Consider the following 17,652-nt stretch of genomic DNA (forward strand, 5'->3'; position numbering starts at 1 on the left):
GGCTGTGGCCGCTGCCGTGCCGGGCGCAGGGCTCAGCGTGCCTTGGGATCCACCCAGGCCACGGCCGCTTCCAGCGAATCCGCGCTGGCGTCGAAGTGCCAGGGCGCTCCGGGCGGCGGTGCCGTGTCCGCGTTGCCGATGCGGGGGCGCAGCAGCACCAGCCGCGCCAGGCCGCGCTGGCGGATCACGCCCAGGGCCTGCAGCACGCGGTGGCCCTGCGGGCTGTCGGCCTCCGGCAGTTCGACCAGGAAGACCAGGCCCAGCGCGTCCAGCGCCTCCGGGTCCTTGGGGGTCACGCATTCGTCCAGCGTGAAGTGGCGCGCGTCCAGGCCCTGGTGGCACAGCACGCGCACCAGCAGCTCGGCCACCAGTTCCGACCGGATGCTGCCGCTGCTCAGGCACAGGGTCACCGAGCCCCGGGGCGCATGCTCCGGCCCCGGGCGCCACCCGCTGGCCTGCAGCCGGGCCTGGCGCAGGCCCAGCCCGATGCGGCCGCTCTCCAGCACGCTGGGCGGACGGCGGCGGCCGCGGCGGTGCGGCCGGGTCGGATCGCCCGCGATGGTGTCGAACAGCTCCTGGATGGCGGCCCGCGCCTTGGCCTGCTGGGATTCGCTGATCAGGCCGGCCTCGAAATCGGCCCGGGCCAGCTCGAAGGCGGGCAGCGCCACCTGGTCGAAGTAGCGTGCCAGCGGGTGCTTCTTCAGGTAGGCCTGGGCGTCGGCGACGATCTCCACCAGGTTGCCGGTGATGCTGCGCTGGTAGAAGCGCTGGGCCAGCGTCAGCGCGGGGGTGTCGCCCAGCAGCAGGTCCAGGAAGGACAGCGCGGGCACATGCCGGCCGGCCACCACCAGGCACAGGGTCAGCGGGGTGGACATCAGCAGCCCCACCGGGCCCCACACGGCCCCCCAGAAGATGGCCGAGACCACCACCGAGAAGGGGGCCAGACCGGTGCTGTGGCCGTAGAGGTTGGGCTCGACGGCGTTGGCCGCGACCAGTTCCACCACGGCCAGGATCAGCAGCGTGCCGCCGGCCAGGCCCCAGCCGGGCTCGGCCGCCGCGGCCATGGCGGCGGCGGCCAGCGCGGCCGCCGGGTAGCCCACATAGGGCACGAAGCGCAGCAGGGCGGCCAGCACGGCCCAGACCGCCGGCTGCGGCAGGCCGATGGCCGCCAGCAGGGCCCAGGTCACCAGGCCCACCCCGGCATTGACCGCGAACTGCGAGGCGAAATAGCGCGACAGGCGCTGGGCGGCGTCGTCGAAGGCCACGGTGGCGGCACGCAGGTCCTGCCCGCCGGCCAGGCGCAGCAGGCGGTCGCGCAGGGCATCCTGCTCCAGCAGCAGGAAGACCAGCACCAGCGCCACCACGCCGATGGTGCCCAGCGGGCCCCAGAGGCTGGCCAGCAGATGGGTCAGCAGGGCCGTGGGCGACTGCACGGTCGGCGCGTCGACCGGCATCGCTTCCAGCGGGCCGGGCACAGTGTCCCGGGAAGCCGCGGGGGTGGGGGTCAGGCGCAGCCCCAGGTCGCCCAGCGCGCCCAGCGGGCCCAGGCTGAGCTGGCGCACCGCCTGCACCTTGTCCTGCAGATGGGCCTGGTAGCGCGGCAGGTTGTTCGACAGGCTGGCCAATTGCAGGGCCAGCACGCCGGCCACGCCCACGGCCAGCAGGGCCACCAGGCCCAGCGTCAGCAGCGAGGCGCCCGTCTGGCCCAGGCCCAGCCGGCGGATCTGCCGCACCACGGGCGCCAGCACGAAGGCGGCCATCGCCGCCAGGGCGATGGGCACCAGCACATCGCGGCCCAGCACGATCAGGCCGAGGATGGCGGCCGCGGCCAGGATGCGCAGGGCCAGGGCTTCGCCGCGCGGATGCTCGGCGCTGCTCATGGCGGGAGCAGGCCGCAGCCCCGCAGCACCATGGCCAGCACATGGGCCTCGGCCCGGGCATGGTCGGCCGGGGTCAGTTCGGTGCGGCCCAGCACGGCCCGCACCTGCACGTCGAAGTCGGCGTAGGTCTGGGTCATGGCCCAGATCGAGAAGAACAGGTGGGTGCTGTCCACCGGGGCCATGCGGCCGGCGGCGATCCAGCCGTCGATGACGGCGGCCTTGCCGGCCACCAGATGGTGCAGTTCGCTGCGCAGCAGCTCGCCCACCACCGGGGCCCCGTGCAGCAGCTCATTGGCGAAGACCTGGGAGGCGGCGGGCCGCTCGCGGCTGAGCGCCATCTTGGCGCGCACGTAGCGGCTCAGCGCCTCGCGCGGGTCGGCCTCGGCGGTGATGGCATCGGTGGGGGTGAGCCAGTCGCGCAGCACGGTGGCCAGCACCGCCTCGTACAGGCCCTTCTTGCCGCCGAAGTAGTAGTGCAGGTTGGCCTTGGGCAGCCCGGCCTGCTCGGCGATCTCGGCCATGGTGGCCCCCTCGAAGCCCGCCCGCGCGAACACCTGTTCGGCCGCGTGCAGGATGGCCGCTTCGTTGGCCTGGCGGATCTGGCCCTTGCGGCCGTCTTCGGCCGCAGCGGGGCGGTGGGGGGCGAGGGCGGAGAGGCTCATGCGGACGCGATCATAGGGCCCCGCCGCGGCGGGGCCCCGGACGACCGTGGCGCAGCGGGCCGGGCGGCTTACGGCTTACTTCTGCGCGGCGTCCCACACGGCGTGGGTCATGGCCGCGGCGCCCGGGTCCTTCTTGATCACCGGCGAGCTGCCGCCGCTCAGCAGCACCTTGACCGTGCGCTCATAGGCGGCCGGGTCCAGGTAGCCGATCTTGGGCGTGCCGGCGTTGCTGATCAGCTTGGCGACGTTCTCCATCTGGCGCTTCTGCACCGCCAGCGTGGCGCTGCCCGAGGCGTCCTGGGCCACCACGATCTTGGCCGCTTCCTCGGGGTTCTTCACCGCGTCGTTCCAGCCCTTGAAGCTGGCCTTGAGGAACTTGGCCATCTTGGCGACGAAGGCCTTGTCCTTCAGGTTGGGCTCCAGCACGTAGAGACCGTCCTCCAGCGAGGCCACGCCCTCCTTCTCGTAGAAGAAGGTGGTCAGGTCGCTTTCCTTGATGCCGGCATCGATGACCTGCCAGTACTCGTTGTAGATCATCGTCGAGATGCAGGCGGCCTGGTTCTGCAGCAGCGGGTCGACGTTGAAGCCCTGCTTGAGGATCTTGATGTCGCTGCCGGGCTTGTAGCCCAGCTTGGTCATCCAGTTCAGGAAGGGGTACTCGTTGCCGCCGTACCAGACACCCAGGGTCTTGCCCTTGAGGTCCTTGGGGCTGCTCACGCCGGCGGACTTCCTGCAGGTCAGCATCAGGCCCGACTTGTCGAAGACCTGGGCGATGTTGACCAGGGGCACGCCGGCCTCGCGCGCGGCCAGGGCGTCGGGCATCCAGTTGACGACCACGTCGGCCGACTTGCCGGCGATGACCTGCACCGGCGAGATGTCCGGCCCGCCGGCCTTGATGGTCACGTCCAGGCCCTCGGCCTTGTAGTAGCCCTTGGCCGCGGCCACGTAGTAGCCGGCGAACTGGGCCTGGGGCACCCACTTCAGCTGCAGCGTGACCTTCTCGGCCGCCTGGGCGCCCAGGCAGAGCGCACCGGCGGCCAGGGCCAGCAGCGAACGACGGATCATCGGGATCGAAGCAATCATCGAACAAGCTCCTCGTGTGGAGTGGGTGGGTGATGGGGAGGGGAAATCAACGCGAGCGGAAGGCGGGGTGCCAGAAGTTGACCCGGCGTTCCAGCCGCGACAGCAGGGCGTAGAGGCCCGAGCCGGTGAGGGCGGCCACCACGATGGCGGCCCAGACCAGGGGCATGTTCATGCGTGCGGCCTCGGTGGAGATGCGAAAGCCCAGGCCGGCCGTGGGCGAGCCGAAGAACTCGGCCACGATGGCGCCGATCAGCGACAGCGTGGCGTTGACCTTGAGCGCGCCGAAGATGTGTGGCAGCGCGGTGGGCAGGCGCAGCCACAGCAGGGTGCGGCGGTAGCCGGCCGCGTAGCTGTGCATCAGCTCGCGCTCGAGCTTGCCGGCGGCCTCCAGCCCGGCCAGGGTGTTGATCAGCGCCGGGAAGAAGGTCATCAGCACGATCACCGCCGCCTTGGACGGCCAGTAGAAGCCGAACCACATCACCGCGATGGGCGCCACCCCCACCAGGGGCACGGTGCTGGTCAGCGCGGCCACCGGCTGCAGGCCGCGCTGCAGAAAGGGCGCGCGGTCGATGGCGATGCCGGTCAGCACGCCCAGGCCGTTGCCCAGCAGATAGCCGATCAGCACTGACTTCAGAACGGTCTGCACGAAGTCGCCGCCCAGCGTGGCGGTGTTGTCCCACAGGGCCTGCACGATCAGCGAGGGCGCGGGCAGCAGCACCCGGGGCACCTCGAAGACGGTGACGCCCAGCTCCCAGAGGTACAGCAGCCACAGGCCGAACAGGCCGGCGGTGGCCGGGCCGCTCCAGCGGCTGTCGGGCTGCTCGGCCAGCTGGCGCACGCTGCACTGGGCCAGGGCCAGGATGGCCAGCAGGCGCAGCCCGTCGCCGCCCTGCAACGGGGTGGGCAGGGCCAGGAAGAGGGCGACGGCCGCCGCGGCGATCAGGCCCAGGGACAGGGCGCCGCGGACCGGGCCGCTGGCCGGGCGCAGCGCGGCCAGCGCCGCCAGCAGCAGCAGGCCATCCGCCAGCGGGCGCAGCAGGCCCTGGCTGGGGGCCAGCACCGTCAGGGCCAGGGCCAGCACGGCGGCCAGCGAGCCGGGGCGGCGGAGCCCGGCGGGCGACGGGGTGGACAGGTTCAGGGTGTTCATGCGCCGCTCCGCGACGGGGCCGGCCGCATGCGGCGCAGCACGGCCTTTTCCAGCAGGGTGATGGCGCCGGTCAGCACCAGGCCCAGCACCGAGGCCATCACCAGCGCCGACCAGATGGCCACCGTGTTGCCGTAGTAGGAGCTGGTCAGCAGGCGCGCGCCCAGGCCGGCCTGGGCGCCGGTGGGCAGCTCGGCCACGATGGCGCCGACCAGGCCGGCGGCCATCGACACGCGCAGCGCCGGGAAGAGGAAAGGCAGGGAGGCGGGCAGGCGCAGCATCCAGAAGGTGTGGGCCCGGCTGGCGGCGTAGGTGTGCATCAGTTCCAGCTCCAGGCGCTGCGGCGCGCGCAGGCCCTGCACCATGGCCACCGTCACCGGGAAGAAGCAGAGGTAGGTGGCGATGACCACCTTGGGCATCAGCCCCTCGAAGCCCAGGCTGCCCAGGATGACCATGACGATGGGCGCGACGGCCAGCACCGGGATGGTCTGCGAGGCCACCACCCAGGGCAGCAGGGCGCGCTCCAGCGTGCGGGAGTGGACGATGGCGGCGGCCAGCAGCATGCCCAGCAGCGCCCCGGCGGCGAAGCCCAGCAGCGTGGCCTCGCCGGTCACGCCGGTGTGCAGCCACAGGCTGCGGGGCGAATCGACCGGCCAGTCGACCAGGCCGGACCAGAGGTCGGCCGCGATCTGGTGCGGCGCGGGCAGCACCGGGCGCTGCATGGCCAGGGTGGCCCGCAGCAGGTCCGTCCAGGTCCAGGCGCCCTGGGGCGCCAGCACCCGCTCGATGGTGCCCGGCGCGTTCAGGCCGATGGCCGCGGCGTACCAGAGCACCAGGATCACCGCGCCCACCACCATCACCGGCAGCACCCGGCGGTGCAGGGCGTCAGTGCTCATGGTGTCCGTCGGCCAGGGCTTCGCGCACCTCGTGGGCCAGCGCGGTGAATTCCGGGGTGTCGCGCATCGCCAGCGTGCGCTCGGCCGGCAGCGGCGAGTCGATGATCTTCACGATGCGGCCGGGCCGCGGCGACATCACGACGATGCGGGTGGACAGGTACACCGCCTCGGCGATGGAGTGGGTGACGAAGACCACGGTGCGCTGCTCGCGCCGCCACAGGTCCTGCAGCTGCACGTTCAGGCCGTCGCGGGTGATCTCGTCGAGCGCGCCGAAGGGCTCGTCCATCATCAGCAGCCGGGGCTCGAAGCCCAGCGCCCGGGCGATGGACACGCGCTGCTGCATGCCGCCGGAGAGTTGCCAGGGGTACTTCTTCTCGAAGCCGGCCAGGCCCACCCGGGCCAGCTGCTCGCGGGCGATCTCCTCGCACTGGGCCGGCAGCCGACCCTGGATCTGCAGCGGCAGCATCACATTGGCCAGCACCGTGCGCCAGGGGAAGAGGGCCGGGGCCTGGAAGACATAGCCGTAGGAGCGCGCCATGCGGGCGTCCTGCGGGCTCATGTCGTTGACCCACATCTGGCCCGAGGAGAGCGGCTCCAGGTCGGCGATCACCCGCAGCAGGGTGGTCTTGCCGCAGCCCGAGGGGCCGATCAGGGAGATGAACTCGCCCTGGCGGATGGTCAGGTCCACGTCCTTGAGGGCGTGCACCGGGGCGTCCGCGCCGGGGTAGATGACGCTGGCGCCCCGCACGCGGATGGCGTCACGGGGCGGGGCGGCCGGCGTGGGGACCGGCTCGGAGACGGGAAGAGGCTCGGCGATCATGCAACTGCGCTGGAGGTCCGGAAGCTGACCAATTGGCCAGGTTTACCGTCCTCAAGCCAGTTCCGTGCCATGCCTGCGCCGCAGGCCTGTCCGCCTGCCGGGGCCTGCGCTGCACAGCGCTGAGGCGCTTTCCCCGCGCTTCAGCGCCGCTTTGGTGCGGGGACGGGGGCACCGCCCCCTTTTCCGATCAGGGGCTCAGCTGCCCACCGGCAGGAAGCCGTCCACCGACAGATAGCGCTCGCCGGTGTCGTAGTTGAAGCCCAGCACGCGGCTGCCGGCCGGCAGCTCGGCCAGCTTCTTGGCGATGGCCGCCAGCGTGGCGCCGCTGGAGATGCCCACCAGCAGGCCTTCCTCGCGGGCGCTGCGGCGGGCGTATTCCTTGGCGTCGTCGCCCTCGACCAGGATCACGCCGTCCAGCAGCTCGGTCTTCAGGTTCTTGGGCACGAAGCCCGCGCCGATGCCCTGGATGGGGTGGGGCGAGGGCTGGCCGCCGCTGATGACCGGCGAGGCCGAGGGCTCCACGGCAAACACCTTGAGCTGCGGCCACTTCGCCTTCAGCACGCTGGCCACGCCGGAGAGGTGACCGCCGGTGCCCACGCCGGTGATCAGCACGTCCAGGCCCTCGGGGAAGTCGGCCAGGATCTCCTGCGCGGTGGTGCGCTGGTGCACGTCGATGTTGGCCGGGTTCTCGAACTGCTGCGGGATCCAGGCGCCGGGCGTGCTGGCGGCCAGCTCCTCGGCCCGGGCGATGGCGCCCTTCATGCCCTTTTCCTTGGGCGTCAGGTCGAAGCTGGCGCCATAGGCCAGCATCAGGCGGCGGCGCTCCAGGCTCATGCTTTCGGGCATCACCAGGATCAGTTTGTAGCCCTTGACGGCGGCCACCATGGCCAGGCCGACACCGGTGTTGCCGGAGGTGGGCTCGATGATGGTGCCACCGGGCTTCAGCGCACCGCTGGCCTCGGCCGCCTCGACCATGGCCAGGGCGATGCGGTCCTTGATGGAGCCACCGGGGTTGCTGCGCTCGGACTTGATCCAGACCTGGGCCTCGGGGCCGAACAGGCGGTTGATGCGGATGTGCGGCGTGTGGCCGATCGTGGCGAGAACGTTGTTGGCTTTCATTCGTGTCTCCAGGGCCATGGGCCCGATGAGGTGCGGACGATGATGCCGCAAGGCCCGCGCGCTGTCTCCCATGAGCTTCTGACTGCAAGTTATGTGGAGGGCTGCCGGGCGCAAGGGAATTCCCAAAGCATGGGACAATGGCCGGGTGAAGCAGACCAGACCGCCGCTGGTGCAATCCGCAAGGCGGCGCGCAAGCGCCGGGCCGAAAGGCCGCACTGGAGGAAGGTCCGGACTGCACAGAGCAGCGTAGCGGGTAACGCCCGTCCACCGCGAGGTGCGGATCAGAGCCACAGAGACGAGTCGGCGACGGAAGGCGCAAGCCTTCTTGGGAGACGGCATGCCGCGCTCCGACGTCGCCGGGTGAAACGCGGCAATCTCTACGCGCAGCAACACCAAATAGGCCAGCTTTGACGCGGCTCGCTGAGCTGGCGGGTAGGTGGCATCGAGCCAGGGTGGCAACACCCCGGCCCAGAGGAATGGCGGTCACGCCCGTCCGGCGCAAGCCGGGCGGGCGCACAGAATCCGGCCTATCGGTCTGCTTCACTTTTTACCGATGACGATCCCGCGCACGCGCCGGCCTGCCGAATGAACCCGAACGCCTCCCAACTCTGGCCCGGCCGCCGCTGGACCCTGGCCCTCTTGCTGGCCACGCTCAGCATGATCGGGCCCTTCTCGATCGACACCTACATCCCGGCCTTCGCCGGCATTGCCCAGTCGCTGGGCGCCACGCCGGTGGAGATGCAGCAGACGCTGTCGGCCTACCTGCTGGCCTTCGCGCTGATGAACCTGTTCCATGGCGCCCTGGCCGACAGCTTCGGCCGCCGGCCGGTGGTGCTGGTGGGCATGACGGTGTTCGCGCTGGCCTCGCTGGGCTGCGCCCTGTCGCAGTCCATCGGCCAGCTGCTGCTGTTCCGGGCCCTGCAGGGCATGTCGGCCGGCGCGGGCATGGTGGTGTCGCGGGCGGTCATCCGTGACATGTTCCCGCCCCACGAGGCCCAGCGGGTGATGTCCCAGGTCACGCTGTTCTTCGGCCTGGCCCCGGCCATCGCCCCCATCATCGGCGGCCAGCTCTTCGTCTGGCTGGGCTGGCCCAGCATCTTCGGCCTGCTGGCGCTGATCGGCCTGGGCCTGTCCCTGCTGATGGGCGCGCGCCTGCCCGAGACCCTGGACCCGGCGCAGCGTCAGCCCTTCAGCGTGGGCCACCTGATGCGCGGCTATGTGCAGCTGGGCGGCAGCGCCCGCTTCATGGCCCTGTGCCTGGCCTCGGGCGTGCCCTTCAACGGCATGTTCCTCTACGTGCTGTCGGCCCCGGTGTTCCTGGGCGAGCACATGCACCTGCCGCCCACCCGGTTCTTCTACCTGTTCCTGATGACCATCGGCGGCATCATGGCCGGGGCCTGGCTGTCCGGGCGGCTGGCCGGTCGCATCTCCCCGCACCGGCAGGTGCGCCATGGCTTCCAGATCATGGGCGGCGTGGGCCTGCTCAACGTGGGGCTGAACGCGCTGGTGCCGGTGAGCCCCTGGTGGGCCCTGCCCATCCTGGGCGTGTATTCGCTGGGCTGGGCGATGATGGTGCCGGTGGTGACCCTGCTGGTGCTGGACCAGGCGCCGGAGCGCCGCGGCATGGCGTCCTCGCTGCAGGCCTGCATCGGCAGCGTGGCCAATGCGCTGGTGGCCGGGGCCCTGGCGCCCCTGGTCATGCACTCGCTGATGGGCCTGGCCTGGGCCTCGCTGGGCCTGATGGCCACCGGCCTGCTGGCCTGGGCGTGGGTGCGGCCCCGCCTGCCGCAGGGGGGCCACGGCGCCCCGGTGGCTGCGGTGGTGCGCGCGGGCTGACGCTCAAGCGGGGGCATCGACCGGCCGATATGCCGGTCATGAGCGCTTCCACCCCCTTCTTCGTCCCTGGACGCGGCGCGGCCTGGCTGCTGGCCCCGCTGGCACTGGCCACCGCCCTGTCCTGCCGGGCGGCGGGCACGCACGAGCACGCAGCGGCAGAGGCCGCGCCCGCCTCGGCGGCCTCCGGCGCCGCGCGCAAGCCCATGACCATGGACGATCTGCGCGAGCGCCTGGCGGAGAAGCTGGGCGCGAGCAAGGCGCCCGGAAGCCCGACCCCCTATGTGGTGCGGGTGGAGAACAAGACCGAGGGCGAGCCGCCCCCGACCCGCAAGGCCAAGGCCGCCGGCAAGCCGCCGGCCCGCAAGGCGGCCCAGGAAGATCCACCCGAGCCGGTGGTCCATGGCGAGCACCACGCGCCGCATTGGGCCTACGACGGTGCCGAGGGGCCGATGGCCTGGGCTCGTCTGTCGCCCGAGTACGCGCTGTGCGGCAACGGCCATCGCCAGAGCCCGATCGACATCCGCGACGGCATCCCGGTGCAGCTGCCGCCCATCCAGTTCGACTACCGACCCAGCGGCTTCAACGTGCTGGACAACGGCCACACCATCCAGGTGAACCCGGCCGCGGGCAACAGCATCACGGTCAACGGCCACCGCTACGACCTGGTGCAGTTTCATTTCCACAAGCCCTCGGAGGAGCGGATCAACGGTCGCAGCTTCGACATGGTGATCCACCTGGTCCACAAGGACGCGCAGGGCCATCTGGCCGTGGTGGCGGTGCTGCTGCAACGGGGCGAGCCCCAGCCGCAGATCCAGGCGGTCTGGAATGCGCTGCCGCTGGAGCGCGGCACCAGCCTGGATTCGCCCGTGCCCATCGACCTGCCGGCCTTGCTGCCCAAGGACCCGCACTACCTGACCTACATGGGCTCGCTCACCACGCCGCCGTGCACCGAGGGTGTGCTGTGGCTGGTGATGAAGCAGCCGGTGGCGCTGTCGCAGACCCAAATCGATATCTTCGCCCGTTTGTATCCCATGAATGCCAGGCCGGTGCAGGCGGCCGACGGGCGGCTGATCAAGGACGGCCAGTGAGGCAGGATCGCGGCCGGAGGGTCATGGATCGCTGCATGTTTCATGCGGCTGTGATCTGAGCGGCCAGGCGGGCCATGCCGGGCACCACCCTGTCGTCAACAGGGTGACACGGCCCGGTCATCCCGGGTCTCGAAGCTGCGGAGCCTCACGCCGGGTGCTCCACGAGGGCCCCGAGCGATTCCAACCGCTCCAACCTTCTGCTTCATGAAACTCCATCCTCTTGCCGCCGCCATCGCGGCCCTGATGGTCTGCGCCGCACCGCTGGCCCAGGCCTCCACCTCCGGCGTGGTCATCAGCCAGTTCTACGGCGGGGGCGGCAACAGCGGCGCCACGCTGAAGAACGACTTCGTCGAGCTCTACAACGCCGGCACCAGCGCCGTGTCGCTGGCCGGCTGGTCGCTGCAGTACAACTCCAGCACCGGCACCGGCACCTGGCAGGTCACCACGCTGCCGGCGGTCACCCTGCAGCCGGGCCAGTACTTCCTGGTGCAGGAAGCCCAGGGCAGCGGCGGCACCGACAGCCTGCCCACGCCGGACGCCACCGGCACCATCGCGATGAGCGCGAGCAGCGGCAAGGTCGCCCTGCTGAACAGCACCGTGGCCCTGAGCGGCGCCACGCCCAGCAGCAGCGCCCTGGTGGACCTGGTGGGCTTCGGCTCGGCCAACTGGTTCGAGGGCGCGGTGGCCACCGCGCCGTCCAACACCAGCGCGCTGCTGCGTGCGGCCTCGGGCTGCACCGACAGCGACAACAACGCCAACGACTTCGCCACCGGCACCCCGGCCCCGCGCAACAGCGCCAGCCCGCTGGGCACCTGCGGTGCCGCGCCGGGCCCGGTGGCCGCCACCATTCCGCAGATCCAGGGCCGCACCGGCACCAGCCCGCTGCTGGGCCAGTCGGTCCGGACCAGCGGCGTCGTGACCCTGGTGATGGAAAACGGTTTCTTCATGCAGGACCCGGCCGGCGACGGTGACGAGGCCACCTCCGACGGCGTCTTCGTCTACACCCGCACCACCCCCACGGTGACCACGGGCGACTGGGTGCAGCTGACCGCCACCGTGACCGAGTACAACGTGGGTGCCAGCAACAACGCGGACACCGCGGCCCACACCGTCACCGAGCTGACCGGCCCCACCGCCCTGAGCGTGCTGAGCAGCGGCAACACCATCACCCCGCTGGTGGTCACCCTGCCCGAGGCCGTCAACGACGACCTGGAGCGCTACGAGGGCATGCTGGTGACCCTGCAGGGCCCGCTGACCGTGTCGCAGAACTACTTCCAGGGCCGCTACGGTGAAGTGACCCTGTCGGTGGGCGGCCGCATGGAGACCCCGACCAACCGCTACCGCCCCGGCTCGGACGAGGCCCTGGCCCTGGCCGACGAGAATGCCCGCCGCCGCATCATCCTTGACGACGGCAGCTCGCTGCAGAACCCCAACCCGACTCCGTTCATCGGCGTGGACAACACCCTGCGCGCGGGCGACACCACCACCAGCGTGACCGGCGTGGTCGACTACGGCCTGGCCACCTCCAGCAACACCGGCGCCGGTGACTACAAGATCCAGGCCCTTGAGCCGGTGATCTTCAGCCGCGACAACGCCCGCACCGAGGCACCCGTCACCGTCGGGGGCAACCTCAAGGTGGCCAGCTTCAACGTGCTGAACTTCTTTACCACCTTCACCGACGGCAGCACCGCCGACGGCCAGAGCGGCCAGGGCTGCAGCCTGGACGGCAGTGTCTCCGCCGGCAACTGCCGCGGCGCCAGCAACATCGCCGAGTTCACCCGGCAGCGCGACAAGATCGTGGCCGCCATCGCCGCCATCGACGCCGACGCCCTGGGCCTGATGGAGATGCAGAACAACGGCGCCACCGCGGTGCAGAACCTGGTCGATGCCCTCAACGCCAAGGTGGGCCCGGGCACCTACGCCATCGTGCCCGATCCGGCCGCCGGCACCGGCAGCGACGCCATCAAGGTGGCGATGATCTACAAGCCGGCCCGCCTGAGCCGCGTGGGCGAAGCCCAGTCCGACACCGACCCGGTGAACAACCGCCCGCCGCTGGCCCAGACCTTCGCCGCGCTCAACGGCCAGCGCTTCACCCTGGTGGTCAACCACCTGAAGTCCAAGGGCAGCTGCCCCTCGGCCGGTGACAGCGATTACGCCGGCAACTTCGACAGCGGTGACGGCCAGGGCTGCTGGAACGCGCTGCGCGTGCAGCAGGCCGAGCGCCTGTCCACCTGGGTGGGCACGCTGGCCGATGCCGCCGGCACGAGCGACGCCGTGCTGCTGGGCGACTTCAACTCCTACGCCCAGGAAGACCCGGTCGCCACCCTGACCTCCTCGGGCTTCGTGGACCAGATCGGCCGCTACAACAGCTTCGGCTACTCCTATGTCTTCGACGGCGCCTCGGGCCGTCTGGACCACGGCTTCGCCACCGCCTCGCTGTCGGGCAAGGTGACCGATGCGGTCGAGTGGCACATCAACGCCGACGAGCCTTCGGTGATCGACTACAACCTGGAGTACAAGCAGCCCGCCTGCGCCACCTGCGGCCCGGACTACTACACCGCCACCGCCTACCGCTCCTCGGACCACGACCCGATGGTGATGGCCCTGAGCCTGCTCAACACCATCACCGGCACCGGCAAGCGTGACACCCTGGTGGGCACCCCGGGCGATGACCTGTTCATCGCCGGTGGCAAGGCCGACACCCTGACCGGCGGCGCCGGCCACGACCAGTTCCGCCTGACGGCCCTGGGCGATGCCCGCGACACCATCACCGACTTCACCCCGGGCGAGGATGTGCTGGACCTGCGCACGCTGCTGGCCAGCATCGGCTACACCGGCAGCGACCCGATCGGCGACCGCGTGGTGCAACTGCGCAACCATGCCGATGGCGTGCATGTGCAGGTCTACAACCCGAACAGCGGCAAGTACAAGGTGGTGGCCGCCCTGATCGGCCTGGCCAGCAGCCAGATCGATCCGGCCCGCGACCTGTGGCTGGTGGACGCTCCGGCCCTGAAGGCCGGCAAGCGCAGCCGCGCCAGCGTGCACTGAGGCCGAGAGGGCGTCCGCGGGCGCCCTTCACGCGAGAGGCCGTTGGAAGAGGGACCGTCCCCGTATCATGGGACGGTCCCTCTTTTCTCTTGCGGTGGGCCCTCCCATGGATTCTGCGACCCCTTGCGCCACCCCGGCCCGGCCCTGGCTGGTGGCCGACATCGGCGGCACCAACGCCCGCTTCGGTCTGGTGACGGCGCCGGGCGAACCGGCCATCCATGTGCAGCGCCTGCCCGTGGCCGACCATGCCGGCCCCGAGCAGGCGATCCGGGCCTACCTGGCGGGCCTGGCCCAGGAGGACAGCGCCGACCTGGCCCGGGAGGGCCTGGCGGCGGCCGCGCTGGCGGTGGCCACGCCGGTCACCGGCGACGAGGTGAGCTTCACCAACAGCGCCTGGCGCTTCTCGGCGCAGGGCCTGCAGGCCGCGCTGGGCCTGGACCGGTTGCTGGTGCTCAACGATTTCGAGGCCCTGGCCCTGTCGTTGCCACGGCTGGGCCCGGCCCAGCGCCACACACCCGCCGGCTGGCTGGCGCCGGGGGAGCACCCTGCGCAGACGCTGGCCGTGATCGGCCCGGGCACCGGGCTGGGGGTGGGCGGCGTGCTGCCCACCGTGGCCGGCTGGGCGGCCATCGCGGGCGAGGGCGGTCATGTCACCCTGGCGGCTGCCGACGAGGACGAGGCCGCACTGCTGGCCTGGGTGCGCCGCAGCCACGGCCATGTCTCGGCCGAGCGCCTGCTCTCGGGCATGGGCCTGCCGCTGCTGCACCAGGCGGTGGCGGCAGTGCAGGGGCGGGCGGTGCCGGCCTTGTCGGCCGAACAGATCGTGAGCCACGGGCTGGCCGAAGCGGCCGATCCGCTGTGCCGCGAGACGCTGGCGCACTTCTGCGCCATGCTGGGTGGCGTGGCCGGCAACGTGGTGCTGACCCTGGGCGCGCGCGGCGGGCTCTACATCGGCGGCGGCATCGTGCCGCGCCTGGGAGACTTCTTCGCCTGCTCGCGCTTTCGGGAGCGCATGCTGGCCAAGGGCCGCTTTGCCGACTACCTGGCCGCGGTGCCGGTGGCGATCATCACCGACACGCTGGCGGCCTTGGCCGGCGGGGCCCTGGCGCTGGAACAGTCGGCCCGGCCGGGCCCGGCTCAGGCCTCCTGGGCGATGGCCGGGTAGGCCTGCGCCAGCGGCGTGACGGTGCCCGCCGCGCTGGGGTCGTAGCCGGGCAGGTCGGCCAGGCGGGCCCGGAAGGCCGGCTCGCGCAGGGCGGCCAGCACCGTCTGCAGGGCCGCGCTGTCCATCACGTCGTCACGGCAGAGCAGGAAGTAGCGCTCGGTGGCAATCGGCACGAAGTCCAGCTTGAACTGGCGGGCCGGCGGCTCCAGACCGAAGCCCACGTCGGCCATGCCGCTGGCCACATAGGCCGCAACCGCCGCGTGGGTGTATTCGCCCTGCTCGAAGCCGGCGATGCGGGTGGTGGCGATGTCCTGGGCCTTGAGCAGCCCCTCGAGCAGCAGCCGCGTGCCGGAGCCCACCTGGCGGTTGATGAAGCGCACCGACGGCCGGGCCAGGTCGGCCAGCGAGAACAACTCCTTGGGGTTGCCCGGGCGCACCATGAGCCCCTGCCGGCGGGTGGCGATGTCCACCAGGCTCAAGGCCATGCCCGACAGCCAGGGCCGGTAATGCGCCAGCGCCATGTCCTCCATGGGGCCGATGGGAATGTGCAGGCCGGCCACGTCGCAGTCGCCTTCGCGCAGGGCCGCGGCCGCCGCGGAACTGCTGGCGTAGTTGACGGCCAGCTTCAGGCCGTCTGCATGCAGACGCTCGATCAGGCGCTCGATGGCGAAGCCGTGGCTGGCGTGGATGCGCAAGGCAGACGGGCTTTCGCTGAGGGCGCCGCGCAGTTCCTCGGCCAGTTCGGACGACAGCGATTCCAGCGCAGGCTTCAGGCGGGCGTGGATGCGCTTGTCGGCCCAGACGATGCGCTGCCCCAGGTCGGTGAGGGTGGAGCCGCGGCCGCGCTCCATCACCAGCAGCTGGGCATCGAACTGCTGCTCGCCCTGTCGCACCAGATCCCAGGCGCGGCGGTAGGACAGGCCCAGCGAACGCGCGGCCAGCAGCAAGGAGCCTGTCTCAGCCACCTGCACCAGCAACTCGATCAGGCGGGCGGGCAGCGGGGGGCCGCCGGCATCCTGGATCGTCCACACGGGGCGGATGGAAACCTGCTTCATCAGGGTTGCTGCTTAGGAAGCGAACTGCCATTGCATCGGCCCCATCGGTTCATATTGCGCGAGACGCCAAACGCCGAGAGCATGTGTGGGCCGAAATGCATCCGCCGCATTCTCTACCGGATCGCGGCCAGCCACTACACAAAGGAGACAAGATGTCGTCGGTGCTCACCCAGGGGGCCACCCCCGTCCACCACCAGGATGCTGGGATCCTGTCGAAAGAACGCATCATCGCCGCCCCCGGCTTCAACCGCTGGCTGGTGCCACCGGCCGCATTGGCGATCCACCTGTGCATCGGCATGGCCTATGGCTTCTCGGTGTTCTGGCTGCCCTTGTCGAAGGCGCTGGGCATCAAGGAGGCCCTCAAGTGCGGCCCCGAGGTCGGCTTCTTCCAGCAGTTGTTCACCACCAGCTGCGACTGGCCCATCTCCACACTGGGCTGGATGTACACCCTGTTCTTCGTCTTCCTGGGCCTGTCGGCCGCCATCTGGGGTGGCTGGCTCGAGCGCGTCGGCCCCCGCAAGGTGGGTGTGCTGGCGGCCCTGTGCTGGGGCGGCGGCATGCTGTTCTCCGCCCTGGGCGTGTACACGCACCAGTTCTGGATGATGCTCCTGGGCTCCGGGATCATCGGCGGCATCGGTCTGGGCCTGGGCTACATCTCGCCGGTCAGCACGCTGATCAAGTGGTTCCCGGACAAGCGGGGCATGGCCACCGGCATGGCCATCATGGGCTTCGGCGGCGGCGCGATGATCGGCTCTCCCCTGGCCGCCGAGCTGATGAAACACTTTGCGACGCCCACCAGCGTCGGTGTCTGGGAGACTTTCGCGGTCATGGGTTGCCTGTACATCGTGGCCATGCTCGTCGGAGCTTTCGGTTATCGCATTCCCGCCTCCGGGTGGCAGCCCGCGGGCTGGACGCCGCCCGTCCAGGGCCAGACCAAGGCCATGATCACCCACGGCCATGTGTACGTGAAGAAGGTCTGGGGCATCCCGCAGTTCTGGCTGGTCTGGATGGTGTTGACCATGAATGTCTCGGCCGGCATCGGCGTGATCGGCATGGCCAGCCCGATGCTGCAGGAAGTGTTCGGCGGCAGCCTGATCGGTGTGCCGGCCAAGTTCGGTGAACTCGACAAGACCCAGCTCACCGCCATTGCCGGTGTGGCCGCGGGCTTCGCGGCCCTGCTGAGCCTGTTCAACATCGTGGGCCGCTTCTTCTGGGCCAGCCTGTCCGACAAGCTCGGCCGCAAGCTGACCTACACGGTCTTCTTCATCCTGGGCGGCCTGCTGTACTTCAGCATCCCGGCCAGTGCGGCGGCGGGCAACAAGCTGCTGTTCGTGGGCGCCTTCTGCATCATCCTGAGCATGTACGGCGGGGCCTTCGCCACGGTGCCGGCCTACCTGGCCGACCTGTTCGGCACCCAGATGGTGGGCGCCATCCACGGCCGCCTGCTCACCGCCTGGGCCACGGCCGGCATCCTGGGTCCCGTGGTGGTCAACTACATGCGTGACTACCAGCTGGGCCTGGGCATTCCGCGCGACCAGGTCTACAACCAGACCATGTACATCCTGGTGGGCATGCTGGTCATCGGCCTGATCTGCAACTGGCTGGTGCGTCCGGTGGCCGACAAGCACTTCATGAGCGAGGCCGAACTGGCCGAGGAGAAGCGCCTGGCCCATGACAAGGCCCAGGCCTCGGCCGCCGGCCCGGTGACCATGACCTTCCACCAGACGCCCGTCGTCTGGGTCGCGCTGGCCTGGCTGGCCGTCGGGCTGCCCCTGGCCTGGGGTGTCTACCGCACGCTGCTGAGCGCCGGCAAGTTCTTCAACTGAGTGTCTTCCATCGAGTGGCCGCTCCGGGCG

At 70.8% G+C, this 17,652-nt stretch carries 13 protein-coding genes and 1 other RNA gene; 6 read left to right on the plus strand and 8 right to left on the minus strand.

The features are described from left to right. Positions 1–32 precede the first annotated feature (32 nt). From LRM40_RS04575 to cysK, 7 genes are all read right to left on the minus strand, one after another. Entirely contained in the window at positions 33–1,880 is a 1,848-nt protein-coding gene (locus tag LRM40_RS04575) for an AI-2E family transporter (protein WP_151124686.1), read from the minus strand. Continuing rightward, positions 1,877–2,542, minus strand: coding sequence for a TetR/AcrR family transcriptional regulator (locus LRM40_RS04580; protein ID WP_151124685.1), 666 nt, complete (start codon positions 2,540–2,542; stop codon positions 1,877–1,879). The genes LRM40_RS04575 and LRM40_RS04580 overlap by 4 nt, the downstream gene beginning before the upstream one ends. A 75-nt stretch (positions 2,543–2,617) precedes the next feature. Then, complete coding sequence (locus tag LRM40_RS04585; protein ID WP_151124684.1) at positions 2,618–3,625, minus strand: ABC transporter substrate-binding protein; 1,008 nt, start codon at positions 3,623–3,625, stop codon at positions 2,618–2,620. Positions 3,626–3,671: 46 nt separating this feature from the next. Then, positions 3,672–4,772: an ABC transporter permease gene (locus LRM40_RS04590; RefSeq protein WP_231067725.1), complete on the minus strand. Its 1,101-nt coding sequence runs from the start codon at positions 4,770–4,772 to the stop codon at positions 3,672–3,674. Further along, the gene (locus LRM40_RS04595) at positions 4,769–5,665 is read right to left on the minus strand and encodes an ABC transporter permease (RefSeq protein WP_151122197.1); all 897 of its coding nucleotides are present in this window, start codon (positions 5,663–5,665) and stop codon (positions 4,769–4,771) included. Before LRM40_RS04595 ends, LRM40_RS04590 begins: the two co-directional genes overlap by 4 nt. Beyond that, positions 5,655–6,485, minus strand: a complete 831-nt coding sequence (locus tag LRM40_RS04600; RefSeq protein WP_151122196.1) for an ABC transporter ATP-binding protein — start codon at positions 6,483–6,485, stop codon at positions 5,655–5,657. Before LRM40_RS04600 ends, LRM40_RS04595 begins: the two co-directional genes overlap by 11 nt. A gap of 195 nt (positions 6,486–6,680) precedes the next feature. Beyond that, the gene (gene cysK / locus LRM40_RS04605) at positions 6,681–7,604 is read right to left on the minus strand and encodes a cysteine synthase A (RefSeq protein ID WP_151122195.1); all 924 of its coding nucleotides are present in this window, start codon (positions 7,602–7,604) and stop codon (positions 6,681–6,683) included. Between the two features lie 147 nt (positions 7,605–7,751). On the opposite strand from cysK, the gene rnpB reads away from it, so the two are divergent. From rnpB to glk, 5 genes are all read left to right on the plus strand, one after another. Further along, an RNA gene (gene rnpB, locus LRM40_RS04610) (RNase P RNA component class A) lies at positions 7,752–8,150 on the plus strand. 39 nt (positions 8,151–8,189) lie between these two features. Continuing rightward, positions 8,190–9,440: a multidrug effflux MFS transporter gene (locus tag LRM40_RS04615; RefSeq protein WP_151122194.1), complete on the plus strand. Its 1,251-nt coding sequence runs from the start codon at positions 8,190–8,192 to the stop codon at positions 9,438–9,440. 38 nt (positions 9,441–9,478) lie between these two features. Continuing rightward, on the plus strand, positions 9,479–10,528 hold the full coding sequence (locus tag LRM40_RS04620) for a carbonic anhydrase (RefSeq protein WP_231067726.1): 1,050 nt from the start codon (positions 9,479–9,481) through the stop codon (positions 10,526–10,528). Between the two features lie 204 nt (positions 10,529–10,732). Further along, positions 10,733–13,576 carry an ExeM/NucH family extracellular endonuclease gene (locus LRM40_RS04625; protein ID WP_151122192.1) on the plus strand — a complete coding sequence of 948 codons (2,844 nt, stop codon included), beginning with the start codon at positions 10,733–10,735 and terminating at the stop codon, positions 13,574–13,576. 106 nt (positions 13,577–13,682) lie between these two features. Further along, positions 13,683–14,741 carry a glucokinase gene (gene glk, locus LRM40_RS04630; protein ID WP_151122191.1) on the plus strand — a complete coding sequence of 353 codons (1,059 nt, stop codon included), beginning with the start codon at positions 13,683–13,685 and terminating at the stop codon, positions 14,739–14,741. Here glk and LRM40_RS04635 read toward each other — a convergent pair. Next, positions 14,714–15,796: a substrate-binding domain-containing protein gene (locus tag LRM40_RS04635; RefSeq protein WP_151122190.1), complete on the minus strand. Its 1,083-nt coding sequence runs from the start codon at positions 15,794–15,796 to the stop codon at positions 14,714–14,716. The two genes, glk and LRM40_RS04635, sit on opposite strands and share 28 nt — an antisense overlap. A gap of 152 nt (positions 15,797–15,948) precedes the next feature. Here LRM40_RS04635 and LRM40_RS04640 point away from each other — a divergent pair, with 152 nt between their 5' ends. Continuing rightward, the gene (locus tag LRM40_RS04640) at positions 15,949–17,622 is read left to right on the plus strand and encodes an OFA family MFS transporter (RefSeq protein ID WP_151122189.1); all 1,674 of its coding nucleotides are present in this window, start codon (positions 15,949–15,951) and stop codon (positions 17,620–17,622) included. Positions 17,623–17,652 lie beyond the last annotated feature (30 nt).

Source organism: Ideonella dechloratans (assembly GCF_021049305.1).
Lineage (GTDB): Bacteria > Pseudomonadota > Gammaproteobacteria > Burkholderiales > Burkholderiaceae_C > Ideonella > Ideonella dechloratans.

What these genes read in the sequence shown, in the direction of transcription:
- LRM40_RS04575 (WP_151124686.1), bottom strand. Translation starts at nt 1,880, where the DNA reads ATGAGCAGCGCCGAGCATCCGCGCGGCGAAGCCCTGGCCCTGCGCATC.
- LRM40_RS04580 (WP_151124685.1), bottom strand. Translation starts at nt 2,542, where the DNA reads ATGAGCCTCTCCGCCCTCGCCCCCCACCGCCCCGCTGCGGCCGAAGAC.
- LRM40_RS04585 (WP_151124684.1), bottom strand. Translation starts at nt 3,625, where the DNA reads ATGATTGCTTCGATCCCGATGATCCGTCGTTCGCTGCTGGCCCTGGCC.
- LRM40_RS04590 (WP_231067725.1), bottom strand. Translation starts at nt 4,772, where the DNA reads ATGAACACCCTGAACCTGTCCACCCCGTCGCCCGCCGGGCTCCGCCGC.
- LRM40_RS04595 (WP_151122197.1), bottom strand. Translation starts at nt 5,665, where the DNA reads ATGAGCACTGACGCCCTGCACCGCCGGGTGCTGCCGGTGATGGTGGTG.
- LRM40_RS04600 (WP_151122196.1), bottom strand. Translation starts at nt 6,485, where the DNA reads ATGATCGCCGAGCCTCTTCCCGTCTCCGAGCCGGTCCCCACGCCGGCC.
- cysK (WP_151122195.1), bottom strand. Translation starts at nt 7,604, where the DNA reads ATGAAAGCCAACAACGTTCTCGCCACGATCGGCCACACGCCGCACATC.
- LRM40_RS04615 (WP_151122194.1), top strand. Translation starts at nt 8,190, where the DNA reads ATGAACCCGAACGCCTCCCAACTCTGGCCCGGCCGCCGCTGGACCCTG.
- LRM40_RS04620 (WP_231067726.1), top strand. Translation starts at nt 9,479, where the DNA reads ATGAGCGCTTCCACCCCCTTCTTCGTCCCTGGACGCGGCGCGGCCTGG.
- LRM40_RS04625 (WP_151122192.1), top strand. Translation starts at nt 10,733, where the DNA reads ATGAAACTCCATCCTCTTGCCGCCGCCATCGCGGCCCTGATGGTCTGC.
- glk (WP_151122191.1), top strand. Translation starts at nt 13,683, where the DNA reads ATGGATTCTGCGACCCCTTGCGCCACCCCGGCCCGGCCCTGGCTGGTG.
- LRM40_RS04635 (WP_151122190.1), bottom strand. Translation starts at nt 15,796, where the DNA reads ATGAAGCAGGTTTCCATCCGCCCCGTGTGGACGATCCAGGATGCCGGC.
- LRM40_RS04640 (WP_151122189.1), top strand. Translation starts at nt 15,949, where the DNA reads ATGTCGTCGGTGCTCACCCAGGGGGCCACCCCCGTCCACCACCAGGAT.